This window comes from Flavobacterium lipolyticum (genome assembly GCF_020905335.1).
GTDB lineage: Bacteria > Bacteroidota > Bacteroidia > Flavobacteriales > Flavobacteriaceae > Flavobacterium > Flavobacterium lipolyticum.
In genome coordinates this window covers 2,948,243-2,965,380 of the sequence record NZ_JAJJMN010000001.1, presented here as the reverse complement: position 1 = coordinate 2,965,380, position 17,138 = coordinate 2,948,243, and the positions used below count along the sequence as shown (strand labels likewise).

Here is a 17,138-nt window from a genome sequence, read left to right as displayed (position 1 = left end):
ATCTTCATACAAAGCTTCGGATTTCTCTGAGGCTTTGTATATTAGTTTGAATTCCGGTTAACAGATTACTCTTTCCAATTTTTTTAACCGGCTTTTGTAACACGAAAGCATCATTGAGAACTTCATAACATTTATTTTCATAGTCGTTCTCCCTGGAATTGATGCACCCCCCATTAAACCAGACACTTTACACTTCTTCTGATTCTATATTTTCTAAATAAAGCGTTTTTCAAAGTATAAGAGCTTTTTTCATTACTAAAATTCATGCTTTCAATTACAACCTTATCAGATTCCCCTATTCTTACAAAACCCCGGTCTAAGCAGTCGATAACATTATTTACAAACTCATCTACACCTTGACTATATCAAAATCCTAATTATTAATACTTATCATAAAACGCCCAGTCATCCGTAAGTTTCATGATTAAATTGTATTTTTTTTTATAGTCCTCATCAACCAATTTTTGATCTTTGGAATCGTGTGCTTCAACCACATAATTACCATAATCCGTAATAAAACCATTAGGGTTGTTAAATTTGAATGCAATTTTTCGAACTTCAGCATCATTAGTTCTTCCACACGACTTGGAACTGTATAAATTGCCTTTATAAATACGAAAACAAGATCCATACCCTATGGTGTTATTAAAACTCCTTTTTTGATCGTATTCCAAATTAATAGTGCTTTTATCCAACAGTTCGTTTAGATCTTTACTCTTTTTTGGCGTTTGTTGTATGGCATGAAGGATTAAAACATTAAAATCAGGAAAAGGGATCAAAACAGTATCCCTTACTACAAGACTGCCTATTTTTTCTTCGGAAGGGTAACCTTCTTTTTTCAGTAAATCGATCAGTTTACCGGTAACTTTTTCTGTTGTTTCATATAATACTTTTGGACTCTTTCGATTTTCAAGCCCATATTCAGCCTGATCTTCATCAAGTAAATCTGTTAATTCTTTTTTTAGGTTTAAATTCCATTTATACTGCGCATTTTTAGAAACGGAATCGTATTTGACACTAAAGCTCTTCCATTCCGGATTTTTCCTCAAAACAGCAAAAATTTTAGAATTAAAATACGGCAATTCAATGCCTTTTAATGCCAGTTTTTCTCCCCACCAAAAGGCATTTTTATAATCTCTTGACAGTATGGCGCAACGCATAGCATTATGAATATCTCTCGCAAATAGTATGGGATATTTTTGAGCTAAAACATTATACTCTTCTTTTGCTTTGCCAAACTGCCTGCCTACAATATAGTTCTCAGCATTCTGTGTATAAGTGTAATAATTGATCTCCTGTTTTTGTACTTTTTCTTTCTCAATATCTGCTACCCGTTTATTAGCTGTAATTAAGGGAATGCAGTCATAATTTTCCCTACGGATTATTTTGTTTCGTTTATTCTTTTCAGGATCATAAATCATAGCTCCTATATCAAATATTTCAGAATAACTTGAACCGAAAGCAAGCAGCGAGCTTCTATTGACTTTACCGCTTATTTTAAAAGGAAATCTGTTTCCCAAAACTGTCTTGTAATGAGAATATTTTTTTTTAAAATAAAACGCAGGAAATGTATCCAAGACAGTAAATTCATTTGCTTCTTTACTATTTAATTTTACTTCGACAGAATCTTTGTTGACGGTTTGTCCCAAATAACAGATCTTTGTCGTATTTATTTTTTCTCCCAAAAAGATTTCGACGTACTCTTTCTCTCTTTTTGTTTTAATCAGAACGTTAGCTCCCCATTCATTATTTCCACTCACAAAACCTTCAATGTCTGCAATACTGTCTTTTGGATTATAGGAACACTTACTAATTTCAACTTTTAAAAAACACATAGAAAAATGCTCCAAAAAGTTAAAATTCCTAAAAGTTTTAGTGCGAAAAGTTACCCCGTAATTAACGATCCCTTTATAATTTCGGGCATCTACAAAATAAGATATTTTTGAAGTGTCAGCTGATGCTGAAAACCAATTCTTCCGATCTTTGTCCCAAAAGCTATAAGTTTCATTAAATATTTTGTTTTTCTCAAAATCAGTTTGCGTGTAAATTTTATCTTTTGAACTACTTTGTCCAAAGGATAAATTCATAAAAAAAATATTTATTAAAACAATTAAAAAACAATTAGATAATTCTCTCAAAACAATAACCTGTTAAATTAAAAAAAAATAAATCAATGAAATAAAACCGATTCTGAATTGGTGAAATTCAAAACCGATCAATTTGAATTTTAAAGAAGACCATATTTATCTTCTAAATAATTGATTATTGCAAGTTATCTAATTTAAAAGTGCAATCCTGCTCCATTATCGGGTAATTTTATTCCATTTCAGAAAGATTACAACAAAACAAATCTCACCACAAAATCCAAAATAAACTTATATTAGCTTTAATTTTAAGCTATTACCAAAAACGACCGTTTAAAAAACCAAAAACTACCATGACCAAAAAAACCATCATTTTACTCGGGTTTATCGCCTTAAAATTTATACTGCAATATATCTTAATAAGTCCCGAATATGATTTGCAGCGCGACGAATACCTGCATCTGGATCAGGCGCATCATTTGGCATGGGGCTATTTATCGGTCCCTCCCGTTACTTCCTGGATTTCTTACCTTATCCTTTTACTTGGAAATTCGGTTTTCTGGGTCAAGTTTTTCCCTGTCCTTTTTGGAGTTTTAACGCTCTTGATGGTTTGGAAAACGATTGAGGCTTTGAAAGGAAACTTATACGCCCTGATTTTAGGCGCCACCTGCATTACGTTCTCGACCTTGTTACGAATCAATATCTTGTACCAGCCTAACTCGTTGGACATCTTATGCTGGACTTCTTTTTATTATGTACTTGTGCAGTACATGACCACCGAAAACAAAAAATGGTTTTACATTGGTTCCGTTGTCTTTGCTTTTGGCTTTCTGAACAAATACAATATGCTATTTCTCCTTATCGGCCTCTTACCTGCCCTTTTATTATCCCGTCAAAGAAAAATATTTTCAGAGAAAAAACTCTATGGGGCACTGCTTTTAGGAGTAGTTCTAATTTTGCCAAATCTTTTATGGCAGTACAACAACCATTTCCCCATTGTACATCACATGAAAGAGTTGGCCGAAACGCAGCTTGTTAATGTAGATCGAATGGATTTTTTAAAAAAGCAATTGTTATTTTTCATCGGTTCGCTTTTTGTTATTCTTTCCGCTTTATATGCATTGTTGTTTTACAAGTCCTTCGAAAAATACCGATTCTTTTTTGCTTCGATGGTTTTTACACTGGCAGTGTTTCTGTATTTCAAAGCCAAAGCTTACTATGCTATCGGTTTGTACCCTGTTTATATTGCTTTTGGAGCTGTTTTTCTTTCTCAGGTACTGCAAACAGGCTGGAAACGTTATCTAAAACCTGTTTTCATTATCCTTCCATTGTTATTTTTTATTCCGATGTACGACTTAGCCTTTCCTAATAAAAGTCCGGAATACATCGTGAAAAATCCAGAGGCCTACAAAAAACTTGGTATGCTGCGTTGGGAAGATGGAAAAGACCACGAACTGCCACAAGATTTTGCCGATATGCTGGGCTGGAAAGAACTCGCCCGAAAAACAGATTCTGTTTATGCCCTAATTCCAAATCCTAAAACAACACTGGTACTCTGTGATAATTACGGACAAGCCGGTGCCATAAATTATTACTCTAAAAAAGGGATAAAAGCGGTGTCTTTTAATGCCGATTATCTCAATTGGTTTGTTCTTGATGTACCCTACAAAAATGTCATCAGAGTTAAAAACTCTTGGGAAAGAACTGCTGAACTTCAGGAAACCAGCCCTTTCTTTCGATCTTCACGTATTGCAGGTGAGATCACCAACAAATATGCAAGAGAGTATGGAGCGACTATTTTTGTTTTTATCAATGCCAAAATCGACATTAACAAAAGACTGAAGGCTGAAATTAAAGAAGAAACGAATTATAGTAAATGATTGATTTTACCACTATCGACTATCTAAAAAACGGAAACAGCAAACAAATTCTGGCTTATAAAACCCTGACTCAACATAATATTTTGGGCGACCTAGTTGAATTTGATCCTATTTTAGTGGGCACCATCCCCATTGCGATTGATATCGAAAGTAGTGATTTGGATATCATTTGTTACTGGAAAAACAAAACTAAATTTATCGAAAAACTCCATGCTGCTTTTGGAAACAAAAACAATTATACCATTCGGGAAACAGTAATTGATAACAGAGAATCGATTATTGCAAGTTTTAGAATAGGCCCTTTTGAATTTGAAATCTTTGGACAAAATATTCCAACTCAACAACAGAATGCGCATCTGCACATGCTCATAGAACATGAAATTCTGCAATTAAAAGGTGAAAATTTCCGATTAGAGATTATCAAACTCAAACAAAAGGGATACAAAACTGAACCTGCTTTTGCTTTTTTGTTAGGTTTAAATGGAGATCCGTATGCTGAATTACTGAAATATAAAATTTAAACTTTTTTCAACAAAACACAACAAACTGTACACCAGTATCTTACATCAAAAATCAAGATATTTAAAAATATTTTCATTTTTTGCTTGCATAACCGTATTAACTGTGTATCTTTGCACCCGAAACATCGCGGGATAGAGCAGTAGGCAGCTCGTCGGGCTCATAACCCGAAGGTCACAGGTTCGAGTCCTGTTCCCGCTACTAAGTAAAACACCACTTCAACAAGTGGTGTTTTTTTTTATTTCAAAGCAAAAACTGGCGGGCTCATATCAGCCGCGGCGGACACAGGTTCGAGTCATGTTCCCGCTACTAAGACAAAAAGCTTCAGAGAAATCTGGAGCTTTTTTTGTTTATTTAGATTTTTACTTAAGCTTAATCCAGATTGTGATACGAAGTCGGAGACATTCACACAGCTTTTCATAAGGAACTCTTCGAAGAGCGGGAGTTGGCAGAAGCCTATTGGATTTTATTAATAAGCCACTCTAAAGGATTTGTAGCAAAATTTCCTAAAGGATAAAATTTTCCATCATATCCCATTTTGTTTACACAAGGATCATTTTTTAAGTTTTCGATTACTCTGATAGTAAAATTCTTCAGTTCTTCTTTTTCAGTTTCATTTTTAAAATTTTTATAGAGAAATGTATATTGATTAAGAAAATATTCAAATCCAATATTACTCGAAAATTCTTGTGGATGAAGTATTGTCTGAAAAATTAATTTTAGAAAATACTTTTGTTCATTAATCAGTCTTCTAACCGAATATAGTTCATATGTTGGTAAAAAAGTATCAATATGTTTTTCTATTTCTTGTTCCAATTTTTGCCAATCATTCGCATCAAACACATCACCGCATTTTGTTGTAGAAACTGTTGGGTAATATAAGCAATCATATGTCGGTGAAAATTCTTTAGAATCTTTTTGATTATAATCAACTTGTATCTTACCTGTTTGGATATAATCTTTAAGATTATCTGAAAGCATATCAAAGTAAGTTCTTCCAAATACTATATCAACATATTTATGTATTTCTCTATCAATGTAAAGTTCTCTTGTGTTTTCCATTTTTTCTCCGTTTTTTGTTTAGGTTTCTGCCAACGTACCGTGGCGATGCCAGCGGAATGATTTATTTCTGTTAAATATAAAGTTTTTTCGTGAAGAAAAAACGTCAAGTTAACTAAACAACTAGCCATTGCGCAAAATCGCTGTTAGGCAATCGTCTATTTTATTAATAAGCAATTTCTAAATAATAATTCTATCATTTTTAATAGTTATTTCATTAGTACCTTTAATTATTATTTTATGCATATCTCGCATTTGTTTTTGCTCAGGTGCTTTTATTAAGTGATTATGGAAGTTTGTTTTCGCCTTTCTTGGAAATGATACAACTGCATAAACTATTTTATTTTCAGAAATTATATTTTTATCTCTAAATAATTGTACATTCTCCAAGATTTTCTCTTTACACTCTTTATGATAATTTGAAGCATTACTAGGTTTACAATCTTTAATTTCGATAAATAATATCCATGAAAAAGTATGTAAATTTGTTGGGTTCATCACGCATTCACATTGTTTCGGTTCTTTTCCATTTTCATCAATGAAACATTGAGGTAAAAAGATTGAAGTAAAAACATTAACTTTTGTAGGATTATTTATTATTAGAGAATCAATGTCTTTTGGTTTAATCTGATGTACTTCAACCGAACGAACTGATGCAGTTCTTTCAGTATAATCAGCAACAAATATTTCCTGTGAATCGTTAGAAGTATATATAAATTTTTCCGGATTGAAAATTTGATCTATTTTACTTTTCATCCTTATAATAGTTTAAAAGCTGGTAATATTCATCAGTTAAATCGGTCATTTTAATATCGAAATAATTTTCAGATAAAATATTATCCTCATCCTGAATTTGCTTTAGGGTTCCATTATGAATTTCCCATATAGATATTAATTTCGGAGAAATCCAAGATTTCCTGGAAAGAAAATTTGTTTCTAAAAACTCAGCTTTTTCTATTTTGTCCATATCTTGATTACTAACAAGATTACCCATTAAACAATTATTGATTGCATATAGAATGTAAGGACTATGTGTTGTTAAAACTAAATTATGTTGTCTATTTTTTACTTTTATACATTCAAATAAATGGTAAATTAATTCCTTCTGAGTTTCAGGAAATAAATTTTGCTCAGGTTCTTCAATTATTACAGTTGAATGATTATAGTCTGTAGAAAAACCTAATTTATTCCATATTTTCTTCTTTACTATTTCAACTTCTTTATTGCTATTTTGCTCTATCTCATTGTTATGAAAGTTTTGCATATCAATTACCCATTTATAATCTGACTTCATATTATCAGGCAATAAATTTTGAATATTTTTTCTTTCTGCAGGTGATGGATTTCTTTTTTGATTGTATAGTTCATTAAACAAATATTCACAAACAACTAATAATGGCATAATTGATTGTTGTCCGCTTGAAGCACGTTGAAGATTTACTTTCTTTCTATTTGGTAATGTAATTACATCTTCTTTTTTTGTTGAATTGTATTTATACTTAATATTAATCGACTTTAAAGGACTTGAAAAATCTTTTTTATTTGTGAGAGTTTCTTTAAATATCATCCAATCATTTAAAAAGTTAATAATATTATCATAACTATCACTATACTTTTCAAGATTAGATATTGCAGAGACAAAATTTCTTTCCGCTGGAATATATTCAATTTTTAAATTATGATATATATCAGTTGAAATATCATTTCTAATTACGGAAATCTTACTTTTTTTTCCTTTTCCTTTGAATGTTATTTTAACCCATAGGCTATCATAAGTAATTTCAGAATCATCTGAAAAATAACTATCATCCATTCTGTGAAAGTCAATTAAACCTCCATAAAAATAATACTCTTCTCCAGTTAATATATAGTTCTTTTCAAACCAAAAGCACTGACTAATAATTTTTGCAATCGTACTTTTACCACTGCTTTGTGGCCCCATAAATACATTAATTTGATTTAAATCAATTTTAATATGTTTTATAGGTCCAATATTTATTATCTCTATATTAGTCATTTTATATGTATCTTTTTTTTGTATAAACAAATCTAAGTAATAATATTCAATAAAAAATTCTTATTTGAATTGTACTTTTGAGATGTCGCCTAACTAGTATATACTACTGATGATATCAGGTTTTTTTTGTAGTTCGAAAAATCTTGCTTAATTTAAAAAAACACAAACTATCAGTGTTTTCAAGGAAAATTGATTCAAATCCCGTTAGGCTATTAGAGTAGAATCGTGCATAAGGTCTTGGTTTGGAACTAAATTAAGCCCATTCTTGAGGTTCAATAAATCATCCAAATGCAAAACCAACTTTCCATTAAGCCGATTTCCCAAATCCGTTATAGTAACCATTGAGCGATCGGTTTTATTTTTCGGTATTAATTTCCCAAGGATTCACATTGTCTTCCCAATTTTTCCAATGCAACTTAATTTTGTCAATCAGTTCTTTTCCTGCAAACGAAATTGTTTCTTCGTGAGTTTGATAAATTACCCAATCTGCATTTTCATTTGTAAAAAAGATGTCGGGTGAATTAAATTCTTTTATCAATATTTCAGAATAAATATGTTCTTCTCTAGCTTCATTAAATGAGTAAACATTACCATTATTTATCTCTTTTAGAATTTGATTAAGTTTTTCATAACCAATTTTATTTTCAAAAGCATCTGTTTCAAAATAGATCGTATTTTCTTTCAATTTCCCTTGTAATGGAATCCAAAAATCATAGGGATTAATATTCCACTTATTTTTAAGGTTTGTCTTTACCAATTCTATATCCATATGAATTTCTGTTCGTTTCTCTCAACTGTCGTCCAAAATTCTGGTACTACAGCGGGTTTGAGATTAAATTAAGTCCATTCTTGAGGTTCAATAAATCATCCAAATGCAAAACCAACTTTCCATTAAGCCAATTGCCCAAATCCGTTGTAGTGGCTGTTGGCAGTTCGGCAGTTTTATTTTCTTATTCTTGAACTTTCAATGTAGTTCCTAAAATTTTAGTTGATTTTGAAATCTCCTCAAATGACTTTAGATATTTCATAAATTCCAAATCATTACTAGTTGACAATACTACAGTAACGATTGTATTCTTACATTCAATAATTAGTAAACATTCTTTTCGTTTGTTTTCATATTCGTATGTTACTATTTTATAATTTCCATTTGAGTAATTATCTTTTTTAATGTTTTCAAATTTCAGGTCTAAACTTCCAATTTTTACTCCTTTCTCGTTTTCAATAAGGTATTTATTGTTTCCATCAATCCATTCATCTAATTTTGGATTAATATCATAATCAATTCCATAAGCATACATATAAGTCAAATCACTTACATTTTTTTCGTCTGGTTTAATGAAAAAAGGCAATTGGTCATTTTGTACTTGAATCCAATCTTTTGGTATTTCAACAAAGATTGTATGTTTATTACCAACAATCATTTTAGATTGACCGATTGAATAAGTTGAAAATATTAAGCAAATTAGGATTATAATTTTTTGTGTAATTCTCATTTATTATGTCTTGTTCGTTTAGGTTCGGTTTTTTTCTGCTGACTGCCAACTTTTATATATGTGTGACAAAACCACACAAAGCCATTCAAATTTGGGGAGATAGGCGTGATAAATTTCATACATTATTTATTTTCAAATATATATTTTTTTCACTACAAACTATCAAAATGATTTTTAATTTGATTGATGCTTTTGGGCACTTATATGAGCGGCTATACAAACAAAAAGCAGAAAAAAAATTAAGCTGTGCATGCTAAAATATCGTAATAATCCAAGATAATCTGGTTAGATATTTGAATGCTTCCCGCTACTAAGAAAAAGCTTCAAATTTCTCTGAAGCTTTTTTTATTTTACCCCTCCCTAAGCCTTCTTTATTAACATTTCACTGCGTTCACGAACGAGACGCTCGCGCCAACGGAGGAATTTTACATTTTAAGAATACAGGAAAAACTTAAGTTTTACTTGTCCAATATTACCGCACATATTAAATACCTTTGATACAATAAAACCAATAGAATTATGATAGAAAATTTTGTGCTTTTAGCATTTGACACTTATTATTTTGACGGAAAAGCCAAAACCGTTTGTATTGAATTTAATCAATGGAATCAAGACAAAGATTATAAAGTACATTCAGAAATAATTGATAATATCGAAGACTATATCCCTGGAGAATTTTACCGAAGAGAATTACCGTGCATTTTAAGTCTCTTACAAAAGATGAAATTAGAAAATATTGACGCTGTAATTGTCGATGGCTATATCTATCTGGATGATGATAAAAAATATGGCTTAGGAGGATACCTATATGAAAAATTAAACCAAAGAGTCCCAATAATTGGGGTCGCCAAAACTAATTTTGCATCATTGAATAAAGACAAAAAAAGCTTATTCAGGGGCGATAGTAAAAAACCTCTTTTTATCACTTCAATCGGCATTGATTTAAACGATGCATTTGCAAAAATCGAAAGTATGGCTGGTGAATTTAGATTCCCTACCTTGTTAAAAGAACTAGACAGGCTCACAAAAGAAATATAGGTTATTCACAAGTTGTCTAGCCATTTGAATACTTCCCACTACTAAGACAAAGCTTCAGAGGAATCTGGAGCTTTTTTTTTCACTATCCCTCCTTTATCAACATTTTGTTACGTGCGCGAGTGAGACGCTCACAGCAGCATATTTTTTTTAACACTTTGTAACAATGGACGAATTCGAAATAAGTATAAAAAAATTATTACTTTTGTTAAAAACAACTGAGATGAAAGATGTTATAGAAATTAAAAAGGGTAAAATTACCGCTCGCCTTTCAGTGACTGTAAAAAAACTAGATTCTTCTTATATAGGATACATCCCTTCTTTCGATATCCCTTTTACTTCTCCAAGTGAAGAAAAGGTCAGTGAGATAGCTAAAGGCCTCATCAATGTATTATTTAAAAGATGGTTAGAAAAGGGAAAAATAGATTTTTTTAAAGAAAAATTAGAAAAACACAAATTCTCTCCTCACGATAGATTCCACCAAGTTCGTTTTGAGCACTCAACCCCTTCAAAATCAATTCAATTCAAAGAAGAGTTATATGTTGTTTGAACCTAGTTGTTTCATTAAATTTATCGAAGATCATGATGTTGGTGTAATTGAATATACAGACAATTGGACAGATGGTGCCGATGTAAAATACCATTTTTTTAATGATGATTTAGTTATAGATATGCAACATTGTATTCATATTGAAGTTGCTAAACACTATTTAAAAAAAATCAACGCTGCTTTTCTTATTAATGAACTAGAAAACATAGATTGTCCTTGTTCCGATAAGTAGAATCCTAAAAAAAAACCGCAAAGTTCACAGGAACCTTTGTGCAGATTTTTGTAAAAATACTCCGGAGAGCAAGTGCTGAAAGAGAAAGATGAAATGAGGAAAAGGATTGAAGAACTAATTAATTAATGATTCCGAAGTAATTCTTATTTATATCCGGAAATATTAAATTAAGAAATATTCATTTATAAAAAATATAAAAATAAAGCTTCAGAGAAATCTAAAGCTTTTTTATTTTAACCGTCCTTACAACCTTCTTTATTAACATTTCGTTGCGTTCACGAGCGAGACGCTCGCACCAATGGAGATAAATATGTAAACTTTTTTCAGGACGAGACATTTTTCGATGTTTTTTTATTCCTGTCTAGTACCAAATAGGAGAATAACCAAGGGAAAAGTTGACAGACATTATCCTCACCAAAATTTCCTCCTATCATATAGCTACTGCATTTATTGTTTTCATTATAAAAAATCTTATAATTCAACTGGTTTGATAAAGATTATCTGAACATTGTTTTAATTCTCAATAAATTAATTCCTGCGTAAGAAATGAATAGAGCTTACTTATGATTGCTTATTATTTTAAGGTATTATCAGGTATATATTATCTATTAGTTGTGAAATATTTCAGTAATCCTATTTTCAATTTCTGCTTTGATTTCTACACTGCTACCTATCCATCTGCCTATGATATTTCCCTCTTTATTGATTAAGATTTTCACTGGAATTCCTGTTACTGCATAGGTGTTTTCAATTGTGCTTTTATTTTCTTTGATTGAAAAATGTTTCCACTTTTCAATATTTTCTTTTTGTATTGTAGCTCTCCACAAATCTTGCTTTTCATCCTTTGTAACACTTATAATTTCAAAGCCTTTGTCTTTGTATTTAGAGTACATTTCTTTTAGAAAGGGAAAATCTTCTCTGCAAGGGCCACACCAACTTGCCCAAAAATCAAGAAGTACATATTTGTTGTTTTTATATGAGCTAAGTTGCAACAAGTTAGCATTCAAATCATTTACCTTAAAATCAGGAGCCAAGCTTCCTATTCTACTATTTTTAAAGTAATTTAATTTTTCAGCCAATTGATTTCCGCTGTAAGATTTTTGTACTTCTGGTCCTAATTTATCGTATAATTTTTTAATTGTATCATATGGAATTTGATTATCCTCTTCTGCTAATATGTACTCTAATAAGTCAGGTGTTATAAATGAATTTGGATTTTTTTTTATAAATTCAAAATCCGATTGTCTATTTATTTTTATATTTTGATCCACCAATTGATCCAACTGTTGATCCAGCGAATCTAAACTCTTTTGAAATTGAATTTTTAAAGAATTATCCCTTGTTGCTGCCATTTTAACAGAATAAAATCTACTCAATTCTCTGATAGAATCAATTTTTTTGTGAATTTTTTCCTTTTCCGTTGTATTATGCAATGCATAAAATTCATCGTTCGTTTTAGAACCACTTATTACTATTGTATTCAAATCATCAATATCGAGTTTAACATTCATGGAAGACGGCTCCAAATAAAATATTTTTGAATTTAAGTTTGTCATATAAAATCTAGGATCAGTACAAATAATTGCTTTAACTGGTAAATCAATTTCTCCTTTAAATACAAATTTATTGTTATAGATCTCCGAAGATTTAGTAATGCTCTTGCCGTTGGCCTTATATGTCAAATAAATTTTTTTCTTGTTAGCTTTTTTGAAGCAGACGCCCTTTAGCACAAAACTATGCTGTGCCAGCATTATAAATGGAAGAACTAAAAAGAAAATTGAAAGTTTTAATTTCATGTGCACTAATTTTAAAATTTTAATAAAAAAAATAAGAAATCTTAATTCAATAAGATTCCCTGTTTTTAAATCTAATTTATTACATAAAAGGTACTAGAAACTATTTAAAGGTAAAACAGGAACGTCCATCGCACGCATCACGACCTGATCCACAATCATATGCACTATAACAGGCGCCACAACCTTTCTGACCAACAGGTCCTCCACCATCAATAGCTCTCATCTCACTTCTAGAAAGCATACTTTTAGCATTTTTTAAACTTATTTTTTTTATAACTAATAATGTAACAAATATCTCCTGTTTTCATCTCTTTTTGTAATATCGTATTATCTTTAATGCATATAATATTATCCTAAAATGATGCAAAAACAAAGGAGCTGTGTGTTATAGTGAGTAGTGCTTTTCAATTTACGAATACTTCTGCTCTCAAAATCTCAATGAATATTTATGACCTGTACTCAACGTTCCGGTACTATAGAGGGGGAATTAAATTAAGCCCTATTTTTGCATTTGCCAAATCATTCCAATTACAAAACCAACTTTCCAGTAAGTCTAAAACCGTAATCTTGCCAAACGTCAGATTTAAGAATGTGAATGATATTACGAACACTCACAAACATTCATTTATAAATGATCCTATTGCATTTATAGACAACTTGATAAACCAAATGTTTATAAAATAAGAAGCCCTAATGTTGAATTTGATAAAAAAATCAATAGCAATTCCACTAGAGAATATTGTAAATGATTTCAATAAAATATCTAACGATTATAGAATATTATTAAAAGAAAAAACACTTCTAAAAAAAATCTGTCTGAAGAAGCCAAAAAAAAATGCGCAAAGTTCACAGTGGATCTTTGCGCAGATTTTTATAGAAATACTTTAGAAAATAAGGATCTACCAAATTGTTATTCTGTCTTTCTTCGGTAAAAACATTTTATCTTTAGGCTGTACATTAAAGGCCTCGTAAAAAGGTGTCGTATTCATTAAAGTACCATTCACACGCCAAATTGGTGGAGAATGTGGGTTATTGTTGATCCACAAACGCAGGAACTCGTCTTTCATTTTTACTCTCCATATTTTGGCTAACGAAATAAAGAAACGCTGGTCCGGAGTAAAACCGTCTATTTTTGTGTTTCCTTTTCCTTGTTCTGTCATTTTAAAAGCATCATAAGCAACTGCTAATCCGGCAATATCTGCCGTATTTTCGCCAACTGTCATGGCGCCATTAACATGTAGATCACCTAAAACAGTATAGGTGCTGTACAAATTGATCACCTGTTGTATTCTGGACTTGAACTGTGCATAATCCTCTTTTGTCCACCAATTTTTCAAGTTACCATCCTTGTCATATTGCGCACCCTGATCGTCAAAAGTATGGGTTATTTCGTGACCAATCACCATTCCGATACCTCCATAATTAAGGGCATCATCTGCGTTATTATCAAAATAGGGAGCTTGTAAAATACCTGCCGGAAAAACAATTTCATTTGCAGTAGGGTTATTATAGGCCGTAACAGTTGGAACTGTAGTATACCATTCTGATCTATCAACCGGTTTACCCAATTTTGCCAATTGAAATTGATAGGCAGCTGTAGCGGCCGAAACCATATTCTCAAAATAAGCATCTCTGGCAATATTCACCTTACTATAGTCTCTCCATTTGTCCGGATAGCCTATTTTCTTAGTCATGGCAGCCAATTTTTCTTTCGCTTTTTGTTTGGTAACCGGACTCATCCATTCTAATTTATCAATTCTTATGGCATAGGCTTTTTGCAAATTATTCACGAGGATCAACATCCGTTTTTTAGCCTCTTCCGAAAAATATTTCTTTACATACAATTCGCCCAACGCATCGCCTAAGTAAGTATCCAGAACACTAGCCATTTTTTCGCCGCGTGATTTTTGAACCGCCTGACCAGAAAGCACTTTGGTATACTCAAATGAGGCATCTACAAAAGGTTTACTTAAATCGTCGCCATATCTTTCTAAAGAATTTGCCTTCAGGTAAATTTTCCAATTATTAATGGGAATGGTTTTTAAAAGCTTATTAAGGGCATCATAATAGGCAGGCTGGCCTACATTAATGAAATCGGTTTTAGCTCCTAAATTATTTAAAAAAGTAGTCCAATCTATGTTAGGATGTCTTTTTACGAGCTCTGACACAGCTATTTTATTGTAATTGGCCTGCACATCACGAAGTTCAACTTTTGTTTTATGCGAACCAGCTAGTTGTTTGTCGATACCGTAAACCAAATCAGCATTCTTTTTAGCCTCATCAGCATTGCTGCCTGTTTGTTGAAATAATGTCGTTAGGTATTTTTTGTAAGCTTCCTGTATGGCAACAGTTGGTGCATCCGATTTAAAATAATAGTCCCTGTCAGGCAAACCGATACCCGTTTGATAGATTTGAGCAATGTTCATACTGCTGTTTTTTTCATCGGGTCCAACTCCAAAAGCTATAATAGACGAATTACCTACTTTTACTTCATTCACTACAAAGTTCATTAGGGACGGTAAATCGCTAATTGCTTCAATTTTTGCCAGGAGAGGTTTGATAGGTGTATAACCGCGTTTGTCAATGGTTACCGTATCCATTCCAGATGCATAAAAATCTCCTACTTTTTGCGCTATACTTCCTGGTGAATTCTTGCTTTTTGAAATACTGTCCAATATGCCTTGCAGACGCATTCGTTGCGGGTAATTCATAAACATGTAGACACCTACTCCGGCTTGAGATGCAGGTATTGATACTGAATCATACCATTTACCATTTACATATTTAAAAAAGTCATCACCCGGCCGCAATGTGGAATCTATTCCGGTGATCGCAATATTTTTTTGTCCCTGATGTTTGGAACACGCTGTAAAAGCTAAGAACGCAGCGAAAAGTGCTAATGATTTTTTCATAGTCTAAATAATTTCTATTAAAATGAACTGAAAAACGTTTGAAAGCAGGTATGCTAAAATGTATAGGACTGGCATATTTGATTTTAGCAGAACAATATACGAATTCAGTTTTTAATTCTAATGTTCTTGTTAGAAATTACTAGTTAAAAAACTTGGAAGCTATGATAAAGAGAAAAATACTTAAAAATCCGTTTCCATCGGCGTTTTCGTCTAGCGAATCTGTATAATCTGCGTACTATTTGCATTCCAAAATTCATTAATTTATGATTTACAAGCAGCAATCATAATAAAAATAGGCCTTCTTAATTCGTCTGTCATTTCCGGATATTTTTCAATGATTTCTTCTGACGGCTTAGGCTCGGATATTTGTGTGATGTTAAACCCTGAGTTAACTACGGCATTTAGAATACCTGCTACAGTTCGATGGTATTTCACTACTTTATGACCTAAGAAATTGGTTTGCCTCACTCCTTCGTTCTGGTAATGGTCAACTGGCCAATGCAGTCGGTTTTCATTTTCATCTTTATACCAATCCTGCTCCGCTTTTGCCGTAAAAACAGGGTGTTCCATAGAGAAAACGAAGCTCCCTCCTCTCTTTAAATATTGGTTTATTTTACCGAAAAGAGCCTCCAAATCTTGTATGTAATGAAACGTAAGCGAACTGAAAATAATATCAAAGTGCTCGTTTTCAAATTCAATATCTTCAATTGGTTTTTGATCATATTCTATTGATAATCCTTTCGAATTTTCCTTTGCTTTATCAATCATTTTTTTTGATAAATCAACTCCAATTACATGCTCTGCTCCTTGTTCTTTTGCGTAAATACAATGCCAGCCATAACCGCAACCCAGATCCAGAACATTTTTGCCCCGAAAATCAGGCAGCATATTTTTTAAAACATGCCACTCTCCTGCTGCGTTTAGACCTTCTATCGAACGTGGCATTTTACCATAGTTCTCAAAAAAATCAATATCATCATAAATATTTTGTTTCATCTCTTACTCTTTTTTATTAAACCTAAATAATACAACAACGAATATCTTCTCTCTATCCCTCTTATCATTTTGTACTAAAAGTGGAATACACAAAAGTACAAAACCTAAGAAAATTATGCATACCCGCTCAAAATGCCCATACCGCTTAACAATTAAATAATATGTTTTCTTAATAACTGGGTTTGTATTCGTAATTGTTTTTATAAATTTGCGTCCTAAAATATTTAGTAGTTTTTTAGCTCGCTGTATTTCAGGCCTGATAAACAATTACCCATTAATTTAGTCATTTACACATTAACAATTATGAAGTCCTTTTTACTTTTTAAAGTGATTCCAAAAACCTCTTAATCACTCTTAAAAAATCAACTTTTCGGTTTTGCTTTTTTATATCAAAAACCGCCACTTACACTTTAACCCTTTAATTATCAAACAACAACAACAACAACAACAACAACAACAACAACAACAACAACAACAACAACAACAACAACAACAACAACAACAACAACAACAACCTACAGTCTTTATCAACAATAAATCATATTACAATCATAACTAAATA

General features: G+C 31.7%; 16 protein-coding genes and 1 tRNA gene. 7 read left to right on the top strand and 10 right to left on the bottom strand.

What is annotated here, in order from left to right; genetic code table 11:
• Positions 1 to 380: 380 nt before the first annotated feature.
• Positions 381 to 2,087, bottom strand: coding sequence for a hypothetical protein (locus LNQ34_RS12975; RefSeq protein ID WP_230000064.1), 1,707 nt, complete (start codon positions 2,085 to 2,087; stop codon positions 381 to 383).
• Between the two features lie 350 nt (positions 2,088 to 2,437).
• Between LNQ34_RS12975 and LNQ34_RS12970 the strand changes: the two genes are divergently transcribed.
• From LNQ34_RS12970 to LNQ34_RS12960, 3 genes are all read left to right on the top strand, one after another.
• Entirely contained in the window at positions 2,438 to 3,964 is a 1,527-nt protein-coding gene (locus LNQ34_RS12970) for an ArnT family glycosyltransferase (RefSeq protein ID WP_230000063.1), read from the top strand.
• Positions 3,961 to 4,485 carry a DUF4269 domain-containing protein gene (locus tag LNQ34_RS12965; protein ID WP_230000062.1) on the top strand — a complete coding sequence of 175 codons (525 nt, stop codon included), beginning with the start codon at positions 3,961 to 3,963 and terminating at the stop codon, positions 4,483 to 4,485. Before LNQ34_RS12970 ends, LNQ34_RS12965 begins: the two co-directional genes overlap by 4 nt.
• A 126-nt stretch (positions 4,486 to 4,611) precedes the next feature.
• Positions 4,612 to 4,684 (top strand) — tRNA-Met (locus LNQ34_RS12960).
• 255 nt (positions 4,685 to 4,939) lie between these two features.
• Here the strand turns inward: LNQ34_RS12960 and LNQ34_RS12955 are convergent.
• The 5 genes from LNQ34_RS12955 to LNQ34_RS12935 form a co-directional block, all read right to left on the bottom strand.
• Positions 4,940 to 5,545 carry a hypothetical protein gene (locus tag LNQ34_RS12955; RefSeq protein WP_230000061.1) on the bottom strand — a complete coding sequence of 202 codons (606 nt, stop codon included), beginning with the start codon at positions 5,543 to 5,545 and terminating at the stop codon, positions 4,940 to 4,942.
• A 177-nt stretch (positions 5,546 to 5,722) separates the two neighbouring features.
• Entirely contained in the window at positions 5,723 to 6,298 is a 576-nt protein-coding gene (locus tag LNQ34_RS12950) for a hypothetical protein (RefSeq protein ID WP_230000060.1), read from the bottom strand.
• Complete coding sequence (locus LNQ34_RS12945) at positions 6,288 to 7,559, bottom strand: AAA family ATPase (RefSeq protein WP_230000059.1); 1,272 nt, start codon at positions 7,557 to 7,559, stop codon at positions 6,288 to 6,290. Before LNQ34_RS12945 ends, LNQ34_RS12950 begins: the two co-directional genes overlap by 11 nt.
• A gap of 355 nt (positions 7,560 to 7,914) precedes the next feature.
• Complete coding sequence (locus tag LNQ34_RS12940) at positions 7,915 to 8,328, bottom strand: hypothetical protein (RefSeq protein WP_230000058.1); 414 nt, start codon at positions 8,326 to 8,328, stop codon at positions 7,915 to 7,917.
• Between the two features lie 181 nt (positions 8,329 to 8,509).
• Positions 8,510 to 9,055, bottom strand: coding sequence for a hypothetical protein (locus LNQ34_RS12935; RefSeq protein WP_230000057.1), 546 nt, complete (start codon positions 9,053 to 9,055; stop codon positions 8,510 to 8,512).
• Between the two features lie 519 nt (positions 9,056 to 9,574).
• Here LNQ34_RS12935 and LNQ34_RS12930 point away from each other — a divergent pair.
• The 3 genes from LNQ34_RS12930 to LNQ34_RS12920 all read left to right on the top strand — a co-directional run bounded on the left by LNQ34_RS12930 (position 9,575) and on the right by LNQ34_RS12920 (position 10,872).
• Complete coding sequence (locus LNQ34_RS12930) at positions 9,575 to 10,093, top strand: endonuclease V (protein ID WP_230000056.1); 519 nt, start codon at positions 9,575 to 9,577, stop codon at positions 10,091 to 10,093.
• Positions 10,094 to 10,256: 163 nt separating this feature from the next.
• The gene (locus tag LNQ34_RS12925; RefSeq protein WP_230000055.1) at positions 10,257 to 10,640 is read left to right on the top strand and encodes a hypothetical protein; all 384 of its coding nucleotides are present in this window, start codon (positions 10,257 to 10,259) and stop codon (positions 10,638 to 10,640) included.
• Positions 10,630 to 10,872 carry a hypothetical protein gene (locus tag LNQ34_RS12920; protein WP_230000054.1) on the top strand — a complete coding sequence of 81 codons (243 nt, stop codon included), beginning with the start codon at positions 10,630 to 10,632 and terminating at the stop codon, positions 10,870 to 10,872. Before LNQ34_RS12925 ends, LNQ34_RS12920 begins: the two co-directional genes overlap by 11 nt.
• Positions 10,873 to 11,480: 608 nt before the next feature.
• Here the strand turns inward: LNQ34_RS12920 and LNQ34_RS12915 are convergent.
• The 4 genes from LNQ34_RS12915 to LNQ34_RS12900 form a co-directional block, all read right to left on the bottom strand.
• Complete coding sequence (locus LNQ34_RS12915) at positions 11,481 to 12,668, bottom strand: TlpA disulfide reductase family protein (protein ID WP_230000053.1); 1,188 nt, start codon at positions 12,666 to 12,668, stop codon at positions 11,481 to 11,483.
• Positions 12,669 to 12,768: 100 nt separating this feature from the next.
• On the bottom strand, positions 12,769 to 12,909 hold the full coding sequence (locus LNQ34_RS12910) for a hypothetical protein (protein WP_230000052.1): 141 nt from the start codon (positions 12,907 to 12,909) through the stop codon (positions 12,769 to 12,771).
• A 658-nt stretch (positions 12,910 to 13,567) separates the two neighbouring features.
• The gene (locus tag LNQ34_RS12905) at positions 13,568 to 15,580 is read right to left on the bottom strand and encodes a M13 family metallopeptidase (RefSeq protein WP_230000051.1); all 2,013 of its coding nucleotides are present in this window, start codon (positions 15,578 to 15,580) and stop codon (positions 13,568 to 13,570) included.
• Between the two features lie 261 nt (positions 15,581 to 15,841).
• On the bottom strand, positions 15,842 to 16,576 hold the full coding sequence (locus tag LNQ34_RS12900) for a class I SAM-dependent methyltransferase (protein ID WP_230000050.1): 735 nt from the start codon (positions 16,574 to 16,576) through the stop codon (positions 15,842 to 15,844).
• A 376-nt stretch (positions 16,577 to 16,952) separates the two neighbouring features.
• Between LNQ34_RS12900 and LNQ34_RS12895 the strand changes: the two genes are divergently transcribed.
• Positions 16,953 to 17,135, top strand: a complete 183-nt coding sequence (locus tag LNQ34_RS12895) for a hypothetical protein (protein WP_230000049.1) — start codon at positions 16,953 to 16,955, stop codon at positions 17,133 to 17,135.
• Positions 17,136 to 17,138: the final 3 nt, after the last annotated feature.